Annotated in this window: 18 protein-coding genes; 6 read left to right on the forward strand and 12 right to left on the reverse strand. The window is 57.1% G+C overall.

The window, feature by feature from the left end:
* Positions 1 to 35: 35 nt before the first annotated feature.
* From ASE07_RS04100 to ASE07_RS04125, 6 genes are all read right to left on the reverse strand, one after another.
* Entirely contained in the window at positions 36 to 566 is a 531-nt protein-coding gene (locus ASE07_RS04100) for a hypothetical protein (RefSeq protein WP_057289534.1), read from the reverse strand.
* A 348-nt stretch (positions 567 to 914) separates the two neighbouring features.
* Complete coding sequence (locus tag ASE07_RS29390; RefSeq protein WP_200960880.1) at positions 915 to 1088, reverse strand: DUF6726 family protein; 174 nt, start codon at positions 1086 to 1088, stop codon at positions 915 to 917.
* 564 nt (positions 1089 to 1652) lie between these two features.
* Positions 1653 to 2279: a hypothetical protein gene (locus tag ASE07_RS04110; protein WP_057289603.1), complete on the reverse strand. Its 627-nt coding sequence runs from the start codon at positions 2277 to 2279 to the stop codon at positions 1653 to 1655.
* A gap of 13 nt (positions 2280 to 2292) precedes the next feature.
* Positions 2293 to 2763, reverse strand: a complete 471-nt coding sequence (locus tag ASE07_RS04115) for a chromate resistance protein ChrB domain-containing protein (protein ID WP_057289536.1) — start codon at positions 2761 to 2763, stop codon at positions 2293 to 2295.
* Positions 2764 to 2772: 9 nt separating this feature from the next.
* Positions 2773 to 3945 carry a chromate transporter gene (locus tag ASE07_RS04120; protein ID WP_057289537.1) on the reverse strand — a complete coding sequence of 391 codons (1173 nt, stop codon included), beginning with the start codon at positions 3943 to 3945 and terminating at the stop codon, positions 2773 to 2775.
* Positions 3942 to 4904, reverse strand: coding sequence for a chromate resistance protein ChrB domain-containing protein (locus ASE07_RS04125; RefSeq protein WP_057289538.1), 963 nt, complete (start codon positions 4902 to 4904; stop codon positions 3942 to 3944). The genes ASE07_RS04120 and ASE07_RS04125 overlap by 4 nt, the downstream gene beginning before the upstream one ends.
* Before the next feature lie 143 nt (positions 4905 to 5047).
* On the opposite strand from ASE07_RS04125, the gene ASE07_RS27925 reads away from it, so the two are divergent.
* The gene (locus tag ASE07_RS27925) at positions 5048 to 5371 is read left to right on the forward strand and encodes a hypothetical protein (protein ID WP_082583944.1); all 324 of its coding nucleotides are present in this window, start codon (positions 5048 to 5050) and stop codon (positions 5369 to 5371) included.
* A 99-nt stretch (positions 5372 to 5470) separates the two neighbouring features.
* Here ASE07_RS27925 and ASE07_RS04135 read toward each other — a convergent pair whose 3' ends face one another.
* The gene (locus ASE07_RS04135) at positions 5471 to 6802 is read right to left on the reverse strand and encodes a hemolysin family protein (protein WP_082583945.1); all 1332 of its coding nucleotides are present in this window, start codon (positions 6800 to 6802) and stop codon (positions 5471 to 5473) included.
* A gap of 126 nt (positions 6803 to 6928) precedes the next feature.
* On the opposite strand from ASE07_RS04135, the gene ASE07_RS04140 reads away from it, so the two are divergent.
* From ASE07_RS04140 to ASE07_RS04155, 4 genes are all read left to right on the forward strand, one after another.
* Positions 6929 to 7984 (forward strand): DMT family transporter, encoded by a 1056-nt coding sequence (locus ASE07_RS04140; protein WP_057289541.1) that lies wholly within the window; start codon positions 6929 to 6931, stop codon positions 7982 to 7984.
* A 185-nt stretch (positions 7985 to 8169) separates the two neighbouring features.
* Complete coding sequence (locus ASE07_RS04145) at positions 8170 to 8694, forward strand: hypothetical protein (RefSeq protein ID WP_057289542.1); 525 nt, start codon at positions 8170 to 8172, stop codon at positions 8692 to 8694.
* A gap of 379 nt (positions 8695 to 9073) precedes the next feature.
* Positions 9074 to 10012 (forward strand): LysR substrate-binding domain-containing protein, encoded by a 939-nt coding sequence (locus tag ASE07_RS04150; RefSeq protein ID WP_057289543.1) that lies wholly within the window; start codon positions 9074 to 9076, stop codon positions 10010 to 10012.
* A 353-nt stretch (positions 10013 to 10365) separates the two neighbouring features.
* On the forward strand, positions 10366 to 11733 hold the full coding sequence (locus ASE07_RS04155; protein ID WP_057289544.1) for an 8-oxoguanine deaminase: 1368 nt from the start codon (positions 10366 to 10368) through the stop codon (positions 11731 to 11733).
* 31 nt (positions 11734 to 11764) lie between these two features.
* Here the strand turns inward: ASE07_RS04155 and pyk are convergent, their stop codons facing one another.
* The 5 genes from pyk to gcl all read right to left on the reverse strand — a co-directional run bounded on the left by pyk (position 11765) and on the right by gcl (position 18191).
* Complete coding sequence (gene pyk, locus ASE07_RS04160) at positions 11765 to 13192, reverse strand: pyruvate kinase (protein ID WP_057289545.1); 1428 nt, start codon at positions 13190 to 13192, stop codon at positions 11765 to 11767.
* Positions 13193 to 13302: 110 nt separating this feature from the next.
* A complete protein-coding gene (locus ASE07_RS04165) occupies positions 13303 to 14571 on the reverse strand; it encodes a glycerate kinase type-2 family protein (RefSeq protein ID WP_057289546.1) in 1269 nt (422 codons plus the stop codon).
* Positions 14572 to 14669: 98 nt separating this feature from the next.
* Positions 14670 to 15713: a 2-hydroxy-3-oxopropionate reductase gene (gene glxR, locus ASE07_RS04170; protein ID WP_268793402.1), complete on the reverse strand. Its 1044-nt coding sequence runs from the start codon at positions 15711 to 15713 to the stop codon at positions 14670 to 14672.
* Positions 15619 to 16398: a hydroxypyruvate isomerase gene (hyi, locus tag ASE07_RS04175; RefSeq protein ID WP_057289548.1), complete on the reverse strand. Its 780-nt coding sequence runs from the start codon at positions 16396 to 16398 to the stop codon at positions 15619 to 15621. The genes glxR and hyi overlap by 95 nt, the downstream gene beginning before the upstream one ends.
* A 17-nt stretch (positions 16399 to 16415) precedes the next feature.
* The gene (gene gcl / locus ASE07_RS04180) at positions 16416 to 18191 is read right to left on the reverse strand and encodes a glyoxylate carboligase (protein ID WP_057289549.1); all 1776 of its coding nucleotides are present in this window, start codon (positions 18189 to 18191) and stop codon (positions 16416 to 16418) included.
* 677 nt (positions 18192 to 18868) lie between these two features.
* Here gcl and ASE07_RS04185 point away from each other — a divergent pair.
* Positions 18869 to 19780, forward strand: coding sequence for a LysR family transcriptional regulator (locus ASE07_RS04185; RefSeq protein WP_057289550.1), 912 nt, complete (start codon positions 18869 to 18871; stop codon positions 19778 to 19780).
* The last annotated feature ends 147 nt before the right edge of the window (positions 19781 to 19927 follow it).

Below are 19927 nucleotides of genomic sequence, written 5' to 3' on the forward strand. Positions count from 1 at the left end.
CTACGACACCAGCTGCAAGCCTTCTTTACAGGTGATCAGGAATAGTACTTGGCAACCACTTCATTAAACGCATCGGCGGCCGACTTACCGTTCTGCATCAGCGCGGTAATTTCATCGCTGTGTTCAGAGATCGTTGGCGGCAGGGTTTGCCGGTTGTTCTTGAAGTATTCGTAGCGTTCTACCGCGAACAGCTCGTTCGCCTTGGCTGCCGACGTGCGCTTGGTTCCCGGACTGGCGCGGGTGACCCGCACTGATTTCGCCGTCGATCCAGAGTTGAGGCCTACGCCTGCAATGGCCGCCTTGATCTGGTCAATCGTCAACATGCCGGTTGCATTGGCGCCTGCAAAGTCCGCTTCGTCCGCATTCAACAAATGATGATTGCGGTCGAACGCCATTTTTTTCCCAAGTGTATTTGTCACCTGGTAGCTTGGATGCCCGCCACCGCTGACCAGGGAAAACTGAACCTTGTCGCCGTAGGCTTCCATTTTCGTCTGTACTTCCTTCAGGAAGTCGCGCGGAAGGCTGTCAAGATGTCCATTCCAGCGCTTGTTTCGTGTGGTATTCAATCTGCTATCAATCCTAAAGTGTTGACAATGAAAAAGCATGCAGCGCGGCTGCGGGCAAAGCTACGCAACAGATCACGCGGCTGCGCGGCGGCTACATACCAGTTTACTGTGTCGGGGAAGCGCGCGTTTTGATCGCGCAGGGTCCAACATCGAATTCATTTGACAATGACATGCAGGTTTCATGGATTCGCATGCCGTTAGCCACTGAACTTGTTATGCCGCAAACGTCGATGTCCCCGTCAGCCGAAACGACGGGGACCGAGAGTATAAGCCTTATACGGCCGAAGATGTCTTTTAGCACATAGAGCTCTCTCGCCGCGAAAGCCATGCGGAGTGAGCGGGATGGGCTCAGGGGTCGATCACGGCGGCGCAGGCGTCGGTCGGTACGGCGGCCACATGCCCGACAATCGGCACCATCTTGATACCGGCCGAAGCGACCCGGCAAGGCGCTGCAAGGACGCCGCAACCTGAAAGTACGAGTGGAAGGAGAAGAACTGCAGCGCAATACTTGAAAAATTTCATGATGACAAAAAAGCATGCCCGTGGCGTTTCAGACAGGGCAAGGCATTGAGTGGACAAGCAATATACCGTGAGCAACAAAGTTCGCACAACAAGGTAAGTAATACGATTTGTTATCGTTGTTACCTTGCATCTATTTTGGACCCAGGCTAGCTGAGTGTCCGTCAACGACTGGGCCGACCGTATTCATCCTGAAGACCGCCAAAAGACTGTAGATTTCTGCGTTTCGCAATCCCAACAAGGGTTGACCACGAGGCTGACTACCACGCCATTACGGCAGATGGAGAGTACATTTGGATTCGCGAAATTCCCCATGCCCAATCACATGTCGCCAGTAGCGTGACTGTCAGCATGGGCCTTGGAACGGTTGTGCCTGACCCGCAGGATGAATTAAGCAAATTCGCCGAACTCGTCGATCGCAGGCTCTATCAGGCAAAAGCCAAGGGCGTAATCGGATCGACGCTGGCGTTGATTAAGCGCTCATTGCGGGCTTCGGAAAACGACTCCTGCCAGGGACCCTTGCGATTTCCGAAAGTTGATGTCCGACACAACAAATGATTGTTGCTGTCATTTACTGTCCGTAGCGTTGTAGGTGAAATCATCAAAGACGGTCACGCTGTCGGCTTTGGTCCAGACGCCTACTTTGCCTGGACCGGAAATGTGACTGTCCCTCGTGTCGATGTACGCTTTACCATTCAGTAAAACTTGGATGCTGTTCCCTTTGTAGCTCACCCGCAAGGTATGCCAGACATTTGAAGTTACTGGCGCGTCGACATACTTGATCGTCTTGCGAACTCCATCAACGGTGTAATACAGCGAGACGTTACTTTCCAGTGCGTTGGCCCTGGCGACATAATAATTTTTTCCATCCTTCCATCGCCAAACCAACCCGCCTGCCTGGTCTTCCTTTCCTGCCCGGGGCTTGAATTTCACCTCTACCGAGCCATCTTCGGATCCGGAATTACCCCGTACGCACCAGAGAAAAGGCGCGACGCCGCCTTGCTTCAATACATTGGGCTGACTGGGGGCTGTGGCGTCTTTCTCCACAACCCAATAGGGATTGCCTGCACCTGTAGTGCCGCAATTCCAGCCAGTCGGGGGCTGGCCGGTAGTGTCAGAGTCAAAGTTGATGGTTTCACCGAGCACTGTTGGCGCCACGGTGAGGATGCTTATACCCAGAAGCAGGGTTTTCATGGCAACCTCTCGTTCAAAGCTGGCCACTGTCATTTGTTCGGGGCGGCCAATTATGTGTCTCTGCCTGGCAATGTTGACACCAGGCGTAAAGTGCGTCGTACATGACCATCCCATGCTTAAGCATTTCATGGTCGTCAGCAAAAGTGGCGGAGAGACCAAGCGATATGGCAAACAGGCCGGCCGATTGCGGCGTCAGATCCAGCTTTGAGGTGTCGGCACCACGGACGATCTCGGCCAGCTGCAGGAGAGCCGGCTCTTTCAGTTCGTACTTTTTCAAGAAGGCGTCGAAACTGCAGAGATCCCCAACATGCGACATCTCAACATCGGGAATGTCATAGGGTATCGCCCCCCTCTCCTGAGCCACCGCAAGTACCTCCTTGGCTGGCACGTAAAGAAATTCCGGTTCCTCGTCGATGAATTTTGCGATGAGCCATGGACAGGCAATGCGATCAATCTTCGGACGTTCGCGGGTAACCCATTTCATAATTGCGCCTTAACCTTTCAGCAGCGGGTAGAGAACCAGTCCAACGACTGCAGCGGCCGCAATGATGACCGGCTCCTGCAGTCTCTTGAATTTCCAAAGCAATGCGACCGTGACCAGGGCAATGAGCACGGTCGGGATGTCAATGATGGAGCGCTTGGCGATCACGATGACGGAGCCGGCAATAGCACCGATCGCAGCCGCGGTGATGCCGTCAACGAAGGCAATTACACCGGGTAGCTTCCCGTATTTTTTGAAGTAAGGTGCCGGGATGACTGTGAAGAGGTAGCAAGGAATGAATGTGGCGAGCGATGCTACGACCGCCCCTGGCAAGCCCGCGATGAGGTAACCGATGAAGCCGACCGTAATAACCACTGGCCCAGGGGTAATCATGGCAACGGCGACGGCATCAACGAATTGCTTTTCGGTAAGCCACTGGTGTTCGGTCACGGTTCCGCCATAGAGAAACGGTACGATGGCAAGTCCTGAGCCAAATACAAACGCACCTGCTTTGGCAAAGAACAGTCCGATCTGGGTCAGGAGCGACACGTCCATGGAGCCGAACAGGCTTCCAGCCATAGGAATTTGCGTCATGGCAGCAGCATTCAGGCCACCTCTGCTGAGCCACTTGGGTGGCGCGCGCAGCAACCACACCAAAACGCCGGCGGCAATGAAGAGCCAGGCAATTTCAGACTCGGTAATGATTGTGACAACAGCGAGAACCAGGTAGATAGCCCACAGCATTTTGTCCTTGCCCACGCTTTTTTCGGTGAGCTTTTTGGCGCTCATGGCGATGATGCCGATAACGGCCGCGCCAACACCGTAGAAAACAGCTTGCATCCACGATATGCCGCCAAAGCGGACATATGCCCAGCCCAATGCAACCACGATCAGGAATGACGGAATAACGAAAGCGATTCCGGCCAGGGTCGCCCCGAGAATACGGTAGTGGACATAGCCCAGATAGATACCTAGCTGTGCAGCCAGAGGGCCTGGCGCCAACTGGGAGAGGGCCAGCCCTTCCTTGTAATCAGCTTCGGTAATCCATTTCCGATCCTCGACCAGGTCCCGGTGCATGTAGACAACCAGTGCGACCGGCCCGCCAAATCCCAATGTCCCGAGCCGCAGCATGTACAACACCATCTGCCAAAGGGTATAGGTTGGCTTATCTTCAAACCTACTCATTTTGCTTGTTCTTTGTTGTAATGAACATAGAGAGAATCGAGGACAGCACCGATTTCAGCCAGCAGGGCATCATCGCTGTTGAGGCGGGCACGCGCGCCCGTCAAGATGGCCTCAAATCCCGCTGCCTCCGGCAGGACAACACCGCCAACGTCAAGTGCATGAATGAGAGCAGCAAGCTTTGCCATACCCGGCGTCATTTCAATATTGAAGCTGTCGAGTAGTACCTCGAAAGTGACCTTGTCGTCGACGTGTGTGAATGCCGCATCGTTAAAATCAAACCCGAGCGCATCTGGAGGGCATTGCGCGGGGCTATCAAGCCAAAGAAATTTGGCATCGGAGTCAATAAACCGCCGTATCAGCCATGCGCTGGCAACCCGGTCGACCCATAGATTGCGGCGTGTCGCCCAGGTACGTCCCTGGTAATCCGCACGGAGCAGGTGTGGAATCGGTCGTTCTTGTGCCTGGGGCTCACCCGGTGATAACAATGCGTTCACAGCCTCTTCAAAATCTGCCCAGGCCGCCTCTGCATCAAGTGAGGCCTGATTCGGGAAGAAATCGATGCGCAGAAGAGCATCCCGTTCCTTGCGTAGGCGCTTGAGAGTTTTCGCAATTTCGGCCGGTGTTTGGGAAGGCAGTGCTTTTCGCGCCTGGTTCAAGCCGGCATTCATTTCCGCGTACTCGGAAGACCGGTCGAAAAGTGCCTGGAATGCTTCATTATCGGCGACGGATCGCGGCACGACGTCCACTACCCATGCCTGTCCGCCTTCACTATTTGTCTGGGCAGCCAAGTCAGCCAAGGCGTCTGCGTGCTGCGGCCAGTCAACCAGAAGGTAAGCACCATCCCGCAACGCGACACAGCCAAGCGCCTTGATACCTCGCCAGAGGCGCATCCGCACAGTCGCACCGGACGTAGGCAGCGAGGCAATAAGCAAGAGCCAACGGAATTCATCTTTTATCATGTAACGTAGTCTACACAAAGTAGAGATAGTTACAAGTAAACTATTCGTTTAACCAAGAAATACTTCGTTACAGTTTTTGCACCTGCTGCTTGGCTCATTGCAGCCAATGTCTCTATGATGAGAAAGAAAACCTTTAACTGACTATGAAAAAACTTTCGATATATTTACTTTCTGCGGCAATTCTCTTCCCGATATCGGTCTTCGCTGACCCCGACAAAGATGAAAGCGGGCACGGCAAGGGACGTGGTCGCGGCCACGATCGTCACGAGTACAAGGAAGAGTATTGGGATGGCAACTGTAAGGTGGAGCGTAAACTCGAGAAGAGTGGCGAATACAAAGAGGAGCGCAAGTGCAAGGGAGCACGCCATGGTCACTACGCGCCCGCGCCGGTTTATGTTCCGGCTCCTCCGCCCGTGGTCGTCGAACCAGGAATTACCGTTCACGGCACCGTGAGAGTGCCCTATTAGGGACGACTTCCCTTACAGGAAAAAACCCGCATGCGGCGTTTGTCCATGCGGGTTTTACGTTGTGGTGTGCATTCCTGCACAGTACAGAAAGTCGATTACCTACTGAGCCTGTTCAGTGGTTGTGGTCCCGGTTTTCGGTATGCGCGAGATGAGAAGCCGGTCAATCCGCTGGCGGTCCATATCAATGACTTCGAACCGGTACTCATTCCATTCAAAGTGTTCGGAAGCTTCCGGGATATGGCCAAGCTGCGCCAGGACAAAACCTGCAAGCGTATGGTAGTTCCCATTTGCCTCTTCAGGAAAGCGGACAGCGGCATCCATAATGTCACGGAAGCGGTCGAGCGACACTCCGGCATCAATCAGCCAGGAACCATCTTCCCGCTGTACGGCATCGGCCTCGTGTTCGTCATCATCGATGACCGACACATCGCCAACCAGCGCACCCATCACATCGCTTAACGTGACCATGCCCTGGATTTCACCATATTCATCAATGACGAGAGCCAGTTCGGAACGATGCTTTTTCAACGTTTCCAGCAAATCCATCGCGCTGACCGATTCAGGCACGTATAGCGGTGGTTTGACGGCCTGCTCGATATCGACACTCGACATGGCCTTGCCGCGGATCGCTTGCTCGAACAAGTCGCCGGCATGAACAATGCCAATCACTTCGGAGCGGTTGCCGCGGCAGACCGGGAAGCGGCTGAATGGACTGTCTGCAATCTTGGTCAGGTTTTGTTCAACCGTGTCGTTGAGGTCAATGAATTCAAGGTCCGTGCGCGGCGTCATCAGCGCGCCAAGACGCTGGTCGTCGAGGCGAAGTGCACGAGTGACGATGTCATGCTCGGTTTTTTCGAAGACGCCGGCATGTGTGCCTTCCTTGATAAGGCCGGTGATTTCCTCTTCTGTCATCCTGGCCTCCTCATGCTTATGCAATCCAAGCAGGCGCATGATGGCCTCGGTGGCGACCGAAAGGATCTTTACGAAAGGCGAGACAATGCGTGACAGCCACTGCATCGGCGTGGCAATGACTGTGGCAACTGCTTCCGGGTATTGCATGGCGATTCGCTTCGGGACGAGTTCGCCAAGCACAATCGAAGCAAAGGTAATGCCGACAACCACAATACCAAGTGCAATCTCGCGTGCGTATTCGGCCAGAGCCGGAATGCTTGCAACTTGTGGCGTCAGACGCGCGACAAGGGAGGCTTCGCCGAAAGCACCATTGAAGATGCCAATGAGGGTAATGCCTACTTGAACGGTGGAAAGGAAGCGACTTGGGCTATCAGCGAGCTGTAAGGCTGCGCGCGCTCCGCGGCTGCCGTTTTCAGAGAGTTTTTCGAGCCGGATACGTTTGGAAGAAACGACGGCCAGTTCAGACATGGCGAAAACGCCATTGAGAAGAATGAGTCCAAGGATAATTACTATATCCACTGAGGCAGGATTACGCGGTTATCCCGTTGATCCCTGTTGTTAACGAAGCGGTATTGTACATGTACAACTAAAGACTTCTAGATGTGTTCCGAAACCGGAATAGCAAGGTTCGAATGGAGAAGTTTTATGCATAGTGGTGTCTTTTATGCGCTGATGGCTGCCGTGCTTTTTGGCGCCAGTACGCCGTTTGCAAAGACACTGGTCGGCCAGATTGCGCCCGTTACCCTGGCGGGGCTGTTGTATTTAGGCAGCGGGCTCGGATTGCTGACCTGGTTTGTTTTCAGAAAAACAGCGACCCGGAAAAAACGGCAGTCCGATGTGGCTCCCTTGACCAAGCCGGACTTGCCATGGCTGGCTGGCGCGATTGTCGCGGGCGGCATCGCCGGGCCGTTGCTCTTGATGGCCGGCCTGACCCTCACACCCGCATCTTCAGCCTCGCTTCTGCTCAACATGGAAGGCGTGCTTACCGCGCTGCTGGCCTGGTTTGTCTTCAAGGAAAATTTCGATAAACGGATTTTTGCCGGCATGGTGTTGATTGTGGTGGCAGGGGCTCTCCTTTCCTGGAGCGAACGTCCGACGCTGGGCGTTCCTTGGGGCGCGATTGCCATCGTCGGCGCCTGCCTCTGCTGGGCGATTGACAACAACCTGACCAGAAAGGTCTCCGCGAGCGATGCAGTGCAGACCGCCGGCATCAAAGGTCTGGTAGCCGGTTCGGTCAACCTGGGGCTTGCCCTTGCTCTGGGGTACGAGCTGCCGGAAACAAGCATAGCGGTCGCCGCCGGCATCGTCGGCTTTTGTGGTTATGGCCTGAGCCTGGTCATGTTCGTGCTCGCACTTCGCCACCTGGGCACAGCCAGGACCGGCGCTTACTTTTCGGCGGCGCCTTTTGTCGGGGCGGCGCTTTCTCTCTTCATGCTGGGTGAATCTCCGGAGCTGGTGTTCTGGATCGCGGCGGCGTTGATGGGAGCAGGTATCTGGATCCATCTGACCGAATCGCATGAGCATGAGCATACCCATGAGCCGATGGACCATACCCACGCGCACCGGCATGACGCACATCACCAGCACAAGCACGATTTTGACTGGGATGGCAGCGAACCGCATGTTCATCCGCACTCCCATGGCGTACTCCGGCATTCGCACAAGCATTACCCGGACATCCACCATCGACATGGGCACTAGATGGCAAAGTGCCAATGGACAAAAGGGAAATGTTTATGGGCAGATTGCTTCCAGGTAATTTTCCTTGTAGTTGGTTCTGGTACTTTTTTATGAATCACGCTTATACTGTATAAACATACAGTCCATTTACCGTGATGACATGTCGCTAATCCTGACTTGAACGGGATGGCGAACGGAGAGCCGCCATGAACACTACTTCCCTGATCGTTACCGATGCCCAACCCCTGATCGACCTGGCCGATGTCGACGAACTCGATACCTTGCTATCGCTTGCACCTGACATCCGCATTCTGATTCCCGACATGGTCAGGCATGCCCTGCTGTCCCACATCGACATTCCCGGCGTGCCGGATGCCCTTGAATGGATACGTACAAACGATGGTCACGGTGTCAGTGTGCAGTGCACCGAAGAGTTCGAAGAATTCATTGTGCTCAAGCGCAGGCACAGCGACGAGGTGGAGCGCCACCAGAACGAGCAGGCGGCGGGAGAAATCCTCGGAAGGGAACTGGCGCGCGGAACGGAAGCAATCGTGCTGCTGATCGGCGATGCAGAAGCCGAGCATGCAAGCGTGCTCTCCAATTTGCCGGAGCGGGTTGTCCCTATGTCGACTTCTGCCTACCTGCAGGGTTTGCGCAGCAAACAGCGCCAGTTCAAGGTAGGGGCACTCCTGCAGCGCGTGCTGGCCTTAGGCCGTCCGACCGCGTCCTGAGCGGATCGTCCGTCATGCGGGGCGACCGGAATCGCTCTGTACTACTTGCACTACCTGTACTACCCCAATCCCACGACCAACAAAAAAGGAGGCAGGTCTCCCTGCCTCCAACTCACACTCCCTTGGGAGTTACTACAGAACTCTGTTAACACCCCGTGCGACCTTCCGGATCGCACGATGACATGATCCCGGCAGTGGCATCCCGATTAAATCGAACGAATTAGGCACGCTTCGCATGCCGGGAATGTTGAACTTCCGATATACCCGGCATTCACCCAATGCCGTTTGATGCGCCCCCATTACAAGATAGACTTTTTTGTAGCCCGAAGCATCGCGCATCAAGTATATTTTGCATACCGAACCCAATATAGAGGCTGTAATGGCAGGCTTGCCAGATCACCTGGACATACATCTTATCCGCATTCTGTACCTGCTTTTGTCAGAGAAGAACGTCTCGCGCGTCGCATTGAAGCTCAATCAGCCGCAACCATCCATTTCCGCCTCGTTGCGCAAGCTGCGTGAACTGACCGGCGACCCTCTGCTGGTACGCGGTGCGCGCGGGATGGTGCCGACCCAGCATGGCGAAAGCCTGCTGAAGCCGGCCAAGCAGATACTCGACGAAACGGAAAAGCTGTTTGCACACAAGGCGGCTTTCGCACCGCAGCATGAGGCTCGCACCTTCCATATCGCGGCGCCCGATTATCTCGACAGTCAGTTTTTGCCCAACATTGTCGCCGGCGTGCGCCGTGAATCGCCTCGCAGCCGGATCGTGATCCACGGGCTGGGACCGGAGATCGATTACCTGAAACTGCTGTCGGATGGTGAACTCGACCTTGTCATCGCCAACTGGGAAGAGCCGCCTCAGCACCTGCACATGTCCAAGCTGTTCGAAGATGAGATCGCCTGCATCATGCGCGCCGACTGTGCGTATGCGCTGCGCACCGGCCCCGAAGAGATGACCGTTGAAGATTACCTGTCTCTGCCGCATGTCGCGCCATCGCAGATGCTGGCCGGCTACTTCGGCGTGATCGAGTCCTTCCTCGCGCGCCAGAACCTGCACCGCAATGTCGTGGTCGAGTCGGCATATTTCGGCCTGATCCCGTATATGCTGACCCGCAGCGACCTGGTACTGACGACCGGCCGGCAGTTCATGCGTTTCTATGAAAAGAACCTACCGCTGAAAACCTTCACCGTGCCGATCAAGTTTCCCGCCATGCGCTTCTATCAGCTATGGCATGAACGTGTCCACCATGCACCCGAACATAAATGGCTGCGCGAACTGATTTCAGGAACGGCGAAGTCCCTATTGCCAAAATAGAGAGTAAATAACAAAGCCGGGCGTTGTGTCGCCGGCTTGCCCGTATGGCTGGCTGCGTTCTATTAGAGCGGATTTCATCGTGGTGTACGGAGAATCGGGTCGACCTGGCGTGCAGGACAAGGCGCGCGAAGTGCCGTGTGGCGGGCCACACAAGCGACAAGCGACAGTACACACGATGAAATCCGCTCTAGATACTTCCCGTAACTCCGGCTCACATATCGACATGCTGAAGCCGTCTATCATTGGGAGCCAATATTCCCACAGTCAGCGGGCTTTACTATCGTTCATCATAATAGCCGGTCAGGCACTCCTGCCCTCGTAAGGCGTGACCGGTCTCTCTCTCTTAAAACATCATGAGCAAAACCCTTCTTATCAAGAACGCACATGTGCTGGTAACGATGGACAAGGACCGGCGTGAAATCGCCGATGGTGGCGTGTTCATCCGCGATAATGTGATCGAACAGGTTGGCACCACCGACTCGCTGCCGCCAGTGGCGGACGAAGTCATCGATGCACGCGGCCATGTCGTCATGCCCGGCCTGATCAATACCCATCACCACATGTATCAAAGCCTGACGCGTGTCATTCCGGCGGCGCAGAACGGCGAACTGTTCAACTGGCTGCAGAACCTCTACCCTATCTGGGCCAATCTGACACCGGAGATGGTCAGCGTGTCGACACAGACCGCAATGACGGAACTGCTGCTGTCAGGCTGCACCACGACCAGCGATCATCTCTACATCTATCCGAACGGTTGCCGTCTTGATCACAGTATCGAAGCGGCGCATCAGATCGGCATGCGCTTTCATGCGGCGCGCGGTTCGATGAGCGTTGGCGAGAGCAAAGGCGGCTTGCCGCCCGATCGAGTGGTCGAAGAAGAAGATGCCATCCTCAGGGATACGCAACGTCTCATCGAGACCTGGCACGACCCGTCGCGGCATGCGATGCAACGCATTGTCGTTGCGCCCTGCTCGCCGTTCTCGGTATCGCGCGACCTGATGCGCGAATCGGCAACCTTGGCGCGTCATTTCGGCGTCTCCCTGCATACGCACCTCGCCGAGAGCGTGACCGACATTGACTACAGCCGCGAAAAATTCAACATGACGCCGGCGCAGTACGCAGAAGACTGCGGCTGGATAGGGCATGACGTCTGGCACGCGCATTGCGTACAGCTGGACGATGACGGCATTCGTGTGTTCGCGCATAGCGGCACCGGCATTGCACACTGTCCCTGTTCGAACATGCGCCTGGCCTCGGGCATTGCGCCGGTACGTAAAATGATCGATGCCGGTGTACCCGTGGGTCTGGGTGTCGACGGCTCGGCATCCAACGATTCAGGTCACATGCTCGGTGAAGTGCGACAGGCGATGCTGCTGCAACGCGTGGGTTACGGACCCGATGCAATGACGGCACGTCAGGCCCTGGAGATCGCGACGCTGGGCGGCGCGAAGGTATTGAACCGCGACGATATCGGTGCACTGGCGCCCGGCATGTCGGCGGATATCGTACTGTTCGACCTGAACCACATCGGCTTTGCCGGTGCGCTTCACGACCCGGTTGCCGCGCTCGTGTTCAGCACGCCGGTCAATGTCGCCTACAGCATCGTCAATGGCCGCGTCATCGTGCGCGAAGGTCGTTGCACCACGGTAGAAACGGAGCCACTGATCGCAACGCACCAAAAACTGGCACTTCAGCTTGCGGAGAGTGCACGACGTATGTAGGTACATGAAGAGGAACCAAGCAGTTCCGCAATCATGCCGGCTGCTTCCAGATTTCGGCAATCCGTAGCAGATTGGTGGTCCCCGATTCGGCGAACGGCATGCCAGCGGCAATCGCCACCTGGTCGCCCGGCTGTGCAAATCCTTCCCTCAGTGCGGTACGGCAGGCTGCAGCGACCATTTCATCGACGCTACGCACATCCGGGCTGACCGTGGTGTGCACTCCCCAGGCCAGCGCCAGTTTGCGGGCTGTGGACAGATGCGGCGTGATGCTCAGGATCGGTGCCGCGGGTCGTTCACGTGCGGCGCGCAAGCTGGTATGGCCGGAAGTCGTGTAGGTGATCGTGACGCGCGCACCAAGAATTTGCGTCACGCTGCGTAGTGCCGCACAGATCGCATCGCCACGCGTCGGCAATGGATCGCCGCGCTGCGCATCAATGAGGCCGCGGTAGAGCGGGTCACGTTCGACTTCGACAATGATGCGGTCCATCATGGCAACCGCCTCGACCGGATAGGCACCGCTTGCCGATTCGGCTGACAACATGACGGCATCCGCGCCGTCATAGATTGCGGTGGCGACATCGGAGGCTTCCGCCCGTGTCGGTACCTGTGCCGAGATCATTGACTCCAGCATCTGGGTGGCGATGACGACCGGTTTCCCCTGCTGGCTGCACGTGCGCAGGATACGCTTCTGCACACCGGGTACGCGTTCTGGCGGCAGCTCCACGCCGAGGTCGCCACGCGCCACCATGATGGCGTCGGACACACGCACGATATCGTCGAGACGATCTAGCGCAGCGGGCTTTTCCAGCTTGGCCAGCAGGCCGGCGCGTCCCCGGATCAGTTCGCGGGCTTCCAGCAGGTCTTCCGGCCGCTGCACGAAAGACAAGGCGATCCAGTCGACGCCGAGAGCCAGCGCGAAGTCGAGATCGCGTCTGTCCTTTTCGGTCAATGCGGGAATCGGCAGCACGACATCCGGTACATTGACGCCCTTGCGGTCGGAAATGGTGCCGCCGGCGACAACGGTGGTGCGAATCGTGTATCCGTCGCTCTCGATCACTTCCAGCCGCAGTTTGCCATCGTCGATCAGCAGGGACTGGCCTGCGGCAATGACATCGAACAGTTCGGTATGCGGCAGGCAGACGCGCTTGCGGTCTCCGGGCGCAGTATTGCGATCGAGCGTGAATTCCTGGCCGGCTTTCAGCACTTCCTTGCCTTCAGCGAATTGCCCGATACGCAGTTTCGGTCCTTGCAGGTCGGCCAGGATGGCAATCGGACGGCCAACACTACGCTCGACTTCACGCACGATGTCGTAACGGGCGCGATGGTCGTCGTGGGAGCCATGACTGAAATTGAAACGGAAGACATCGGCACCCGCTTCAAACAAAGCCTGTATGGCTTCCTTGCTCGAAGTGGCCGGCCCGAGAGTCGCTACGATTTTTGCCTTGCGTTGACGTCGCATAGTGTTCACTTTGCAGTTCGAACAGGCGCAAGCCGCCACCGAGCCCGGCTTACGGGACTCGCGCTGTTGGTTAAGAATGAATCAGGTCAGGGTATAGGCACCCTGGAAACTCAAAGAATCAGGATGGCCCTGAAGTCATTGACGTTGGTGCGCGTCGCGCCGGTGACGACCAGGTCGCCCAGTGCGCTGAAAAAGCCATAGCCATCGTTGTTGTCGAGCATGGCGCGCGCGCGCATGCCGACCGCTTCGGCGCGCGCGACCGATTGCGGGTTGTACAGCGCGCCCGCGTTGTCTTCGGAGCCATCGATGCCATCGGTATCGCAGGCGATGGCATGGACGCCCGGCATGCCGTTCATGGTGGCCGCAAAGCTGAGCAGGAATTCGGCATTGCGCCCGCCACGTCCCTTGCCGCGCACGGTGACCGTCGTTTCGCCGCCGGAAATGATGACGCATGGTTTGCTGAAGGGTTGGCCGCGCAAGGCGACCTGGCGTGCGAGGGCCGCATGCACCATGCCGACGTCGCGTGCTTCGCCTTCCATTTCGTCGGACAGAATATAAGGCGTAATGCCTGCGTTACGGGCAACATCGGCCGCCGCTTCCAGCGACTGCTGGGCGGTCGCAATCACATGGTGACTATTGCGTGCAAAGCGCGGGTCATCCGGTTTGGGTGTTTCGCCCGCGCCGGAGGCGAGATAGTCTTCCATGTTGGGAGGAATTGCGATCTCGTACTTGCGCAGGATGGCCAGCGCTTGCGCGCAGGTCGTGGGATCGGGCAAGGTGGGGCCGCTGGCGATGACGCCCGGATCGTCTCCCGGCACATCGGAAATCAACAGGGTCACGACGCGTGCCGGCGCGCATGCGAGCGCAAGACGGCCACCCTTGATGGCAGAGAAATGCTTGCGCACGCAATTCATTTCCGAAATGGTTGCACCGCTCTTGAGCAAGGCCTTGTTGACCGCCTGCTTTTGCTCCAGCGTGATGCCTTCGCCCGGCAAGGCCAGCAACGCCGAACCGCCACCGGAAATCAGGCACAGTACCAGGTCGTTTTCAGTCAGACCCTTGACCATCTCCATCATGCGCCCGGCGGCACGGCGTCCTGCTTCATCCGGCACCGGATGGGCCGCTTCCACCACCTCGATGCGTTTGCATTCCGCACCGTGCTCGTAGCGGGTAACCACCAGCCCGCTGATGTCGCCTTCCCAATGCTGCTCGACAGTCCTTGCCATTGCCGCTGCGCCTTTGCCTGCACCGATCACCAGCGTACGGCCGTTTGGAGACGGTTTCGGCAGGAAGGCAGGAAGACATTTTTCCGCACTGACGGCGTCGACGGCCGCAGTGTACATGTCGAGCAGAAGCTGGCGAGGATTGAGGTCAGGCATGAGCGTGATGTGGTTCGTTGACGAGCGGATGGTGAGTTATTTTACGCAATTACGGGGGTGAAGGAATTGATGGGCTTTTTGATGCTCGATTCCGCTTCTTACCCTTTGGCAATCTCGTGATTTGACATCAACTCGATCGCACGGCACAGCGCCGAGTGATCCAGCCCGCTCATGCCGTTCGCCGCACAGGCATTCATCAATTCCTGCGCAGTTGCGGTGTTCGGCAGCGACACGCCCAGTGCCTTCGCGCCCTGCAATGCCAGGTTCAGATCCTTCTGGTGCAGCTCAATACGGAACCCCGGATTGAAGGTGCGTTTGACCATGCGTTCGCCATGCACTTCCAGGATGCGCGACGATGCAAAGCCGCCCATCAGCGCTTGCCGCACACGCGCCGGATCGGCGCCGGCCTTGGAGGCAAACAGCAACGCTTCCGCCACGGCCTGGATGTTCAGCGCAACAATGATCTGGTTGGCAACCTTGGTCGTCTGGCCGTCGCCGTTGCCACCGACCAGCGTGATGTTCTTGCCCATCAGTTCAAACAAAGGCTTCACATCGTTGAAGGCGCTCTCCGATCCGCCGACCATGATGGTCAGCGATGCGGCTTTTGCACCGACTTCGCCGCCGGAGACGGGGGCGTCCAGATATTGGCAGCCAAGTTCATTGATCTTTTTGGCAAAGCCCTTGGTCGCGATCGGCGAAATCGAGCTCATGTCCACGACTGTCTTGCCCGCGGCCAATCCACTGGCAACACCATTCTCGCCAAACAGTACAGCTTCAACATGCGGTGTGTCGGGCACCATGATAATGATGATGTCGGCGCGCTTGGCGACTTCAGCACCGGATGTGCAGACGGTCGCGCCGCCTTCGATCAGTTCAAACGGGGGATTTTTTTGATCGTGCAGATACAGCTTATGTCCGCCGGCCTGCAAGTGACCCGCCATTGGCGCACCCATGATTCCCAATCCGATAAAGCCTACTTTTGCCATTGTGTTCTCCAAGGTTTTTAGTGTTCTGTAACGTGCTTTACGTGTGTGATTAAGGTGTGATTTATATGCCGTGCGCAGCGCGCCAGCCGAGGCCTTCGACGGTGCCGGCGCGCGGCTTGTATTCGCAACCGATCCAGCCGTCGTAACCGATTTCATCGAGCATCTTGAACAGATAGCGATAGTTGATTTCACCCGTGCCCGGTTCGAAGCGTCCCGGATTATCGGCAAGCTGGATATGCTTGATGATGTCCCGGTTGGCCTTGATGGTATTGGTGATTTCGCCTTCCATGCGCTGCATGTGATAGATGTCGTACTGCACATAGATATTGCTCGATCCGGTGTCGCGGATCAGGTCCACGGCCTGTTGCGTGCGCGTCAGGAAGAAGCCCGGAATATCGAAGTGGTTGATCGGCTCGATCAGCAGGCGCAGCTTGTTTTCCTTGAGCATGTCGGCGGCGTACTTGAGGTTGCTGACCACCGTCTCGCGTGCCTGCTTGTGGCTCACGCCTTGCGGCACTTTGCCAATCAGGCAGTTGAGCTGCTTGGTGCCAAGCACTTTTGCATAACGGATTGCTTCGTCGACACCTTCCCGGAATTCAGCGACACGATCCGGATGGCAGGCGATGCCGCGTTCGCCCGCGTCCCAGTTGCCTGCGGGAAGATTGTGCAACACCAAGTCAAGCTGGAAGGCATTGAGCTTGTCGGCGATCTGGTCGGCGTGGAACGCATACGGAAACAGAAATTCCACGCCGCGGAAACCGGCACGCGCCGCCGCTTCGAAACGACCCATGAACGGCTGTTCATTAAACAGCATGGTCAGGTTGGCCGCTAACTTTGTCATGTATCCTCCTCTTCCTCTTAATCCAGCAAGGCAATCGCGGTCGGAGCGTGCTCCGGCTTCTCTGCCAGTTCTTCAAACTCGTTGATGTTATTGATTTCGGTGCCCATCGAGATATTGGTCACGCGCTCGAGGATGATCTCGACCACGACCGGCACGCGATGTTGCCGCATCAGCGCACGGGCCTGGCCGAAGGCATCCTGGATATCCTGCGGACGGGTAACACGGATCGCCTTGCAGCCCAGGCCTTCGACGACAGCGACGTGGTCGACGCCATAGCCGTTGAGTTCCGGCGCGTTGACGTTTTCAAATGCCAGCTGCACGCAGTAATCCATATCGAAGCCGCGTTGCGATTGGCGGATCAGGCCGAGGTAGGAATTGTTCACCACCACGTGCAGATACGGCAGCTTGAATTGCGCACCGACGGCGAGTTCTTCGATCATGAACTGGAAATCGTAATCCCCCGAAATCGCGACAACCGGACGATCCGGATCAGCAGCGCAGACACCGAGCGCAGCCGGAATCGTCCAGCCCAGCGGGCCCGCCTGACCGCAGTTGATCCAGTTGCGCGGCTTGTACACATGCAGGAATTGCGCGGCGGCGATCTGCGACAGGCCGATGGTGCTGACGTAGCAGGTCTCGCGGCCGAAGGCGCGGTTCATTTCCTCGTAGACGCGTTGCGGCTTGATCGGCTCGTTGTCGAAGCTGGTCCGACGCAGCATGGTGCGCTTGCGTTCCTGGCATGCGGATACCCACTGCTTGCGGTCCTTCAGCTTGCCTGCGGCCTTCCATTCTTTCGCGACTTCGACGAAGAGTTTCAACGCTGCCCCGGCGTCGGAGACAATGCCCAGGTCAGGACCGAATACGCGGCCAATCTGTGTCGGTTCGATATCGACGTGGACGAACTTGCGTCCCTTGGTAAACACATCGACCGAACCGGTATGGCGGTTCGCCCAGCGGTTGCCGATGCCGAGCACGAAGTCGGATTCGAGCATGGTGGCGTTGCCGTAACGGTGACTGGTCTGCAGGCCGACCATGCCGGCCATCAACGGATGGTCATCGGCAATCGCGCCCCATCCCATCAGGGTCGGGATCACGGGCACGCCGGTAACTTCTGCGAATTCAACCAGCAGCGCCGACGCATTGGCGTTGATGATGCCGCCACCCGCCGTGATCAATGGACGATCAGCGTCGTTCAGCATGTTCAGCGCTTTTTCGATTTGCGCCCGGGTCGCCGACGGCTTGTAGACCGGCAGCGGCTCATAGGTATCCGGATCGAACTCGATCTCGGCCATCTGCACATCGAATGGCAGGTCGATCAGCACCGGACCCGGACGTGCGGAGCGCATCAGGTGGAAAGCCTGCTGGAACACACGCGGCACCAGCGCCGGCTCGCGCACCGTGACCGCCCATTTGGTCACGGGCTTGGCAATGGATTCAATGTCCACAGCCTGGAAATCTTCCTTGTACAGACGCGCACGCGGCGCCTGGCCGGTCACGCAGAGGATAGGAATGGAGTCGGCCTGGGCCGAATACAAGCCGGTGATCATGTCGGTGCCCGCGGGTCCGGAGGTACCGATACACAGGCCGATATTGCCCGGCCTGGCACGTGTATAGCCCTCAGCCATATGCGAAGCGCCCTCCACGTGGCGCGCGAGGATATGCTTGATGCTCCCCCGCTTGCGCAATGCCGCGTAGAACGGGTTGATCGCCGCACCCGGCACACCGAAGGCCTGCGTCATGCCTTCCTTCTCCAGCACATACACTGCCGCTTCCGCTGCGGTCATCCTTGCCATACAACCTCCTGTACACAGTCGAAATTTTGATGTCTCGAGTCTATAGGCGACAATATAGTTTGATAAGACGACAAATGATCGTTGTATTCGATACTTTGGGTATGGAATAATGGTTGGTTGAGAGGGACGGGGTATGCCAGCGTGTCTGGGTTGCTGGTTGGAACAAAGTATGAACGGTGAGGTTGGGTTAATTGGGAAGGAGATGTGGGTAGAGGATGTTGTTTTAACCCATCCCCACCCTAGCCCTCCCCTTGAAGGGGAGGGTACGTTCTTGATGTTGGGGAGCGATTGACTTGTATCACCATCGGAAGAAAGTGCCGTCCGAACAAGGCGCCGACAACGGCAATTGGCATTGGCATTGGCATCGGCATCGGCATCGGCATTGGCAATGCGATGCGCAGCGAGCGAGCGAGCCGAGGTTCCCTCCCCTTCAAGGGGAGGGCTAGGGTGGGGATGGGTTGAAAACCCCCTGTGCAGACGCCAAAAGAGCGCGGACCAAAACGGATAAAGAAGCGAAACCTGTCTGAGCCGCAGGCGAGTTTGTTTCGCTTCCCGTTTTGGCCCGCGCTCTTTTGGGTACCCGAAGGGCGGCGCAGTCCCGGCTAGCATCCACGAAGAACAAACAGCACCGATTCACCGAAGAAAAGCCCCTCAACAACGCAACAAACCAAAGCCCCATGGACAAATTCAAACAAATCGAAGCCTTCGTAGAAGTCGTAGAAAAAGGCAGCCTGGCCCGCGCCGCGCTAGAACAGAACATCACCCCCGTCATGCTGGGCCGCCGCATAGACGCCCTCGAAAAGCGCCTCGGCGTAAAGCTGATGCACCGCACCACCCGCCATCTCACCCTCACCGAAGAAGGCGCCGTCTTCCTGGACCACTGCCGCAAACTGCTGGATGAACTCGACCACGCCGAAAAAATCATCTCGGAAGGCCGCCACAAGGCCACCGGCCACCTGGTGGTCTCCGCCCCCGCCGCCTACGGCCGCAAGCACGTCGCCCCGCACGCCCCCGGCTTCATCGCTGCCAATCCCGACGTCCAGATCTCTTTCAACCTAACTGACCGCGTCGTCGACTTGGTACGCGAAGGCTACGACCTCAGCATCCGCATTGGCGGCGCAATCGATCCCAACTTCGTCGCAGTTAAACTGGCAAGCAACCGCCGTGTCGTCTGCGGCACCCCGGAATACTTTGAACGCAATGGCATCCCGCGCACACTCGACGACCTGGAACGCCACAATTGCCTCGCATTCAACCTGCAAGGCGGTCAGCAGCGCGGCTGGTATTTTCAGCAACATGGCAAGCCGGTCACCATCAAGGTCAGCGGCAGCCTGGACTGCAATGACGGCGAACTCCTGCACCGCTGGGCCTGCGAAAGTCTGGGCCTGGCATGGCGTTCGACCTGGGAAATCCAGAGCGAACTGGCTTCCGGACAGCTAATCACCGTACTCGACGACTACGCGCTCGACAACTACGACATCATGGCGGTGTATCCTCAACAACGTCATCTTCCCGCCAAGATACGGTTCTTTATTGACATGCTGAAATCGGTGTATGCACAGCCCGGATACTGGAGAAGAAGCGTGTAATGATCAGGAGGAAGCGAGCGGGTGAAATCTGGTTGTAATCAGGTAAAAAGATCGAACATATGCGGCGTCAACTTTGACACAAGCTCCGGCCGATTCCCACTCCGTTGCACGGAGAAGGAACCGTACCAAGGCAGCCTATGCACTGCT

Source organism: Noviherbaspirillum sp. Root189 (assembly GCF_001428545.1).
Taxonomy (GTDB): Bacteria; Pseudomonadota; Gammaproteobacteria; order Burkholderiales; family Burkholderiaceae_D; genus Noviherbaspirillum.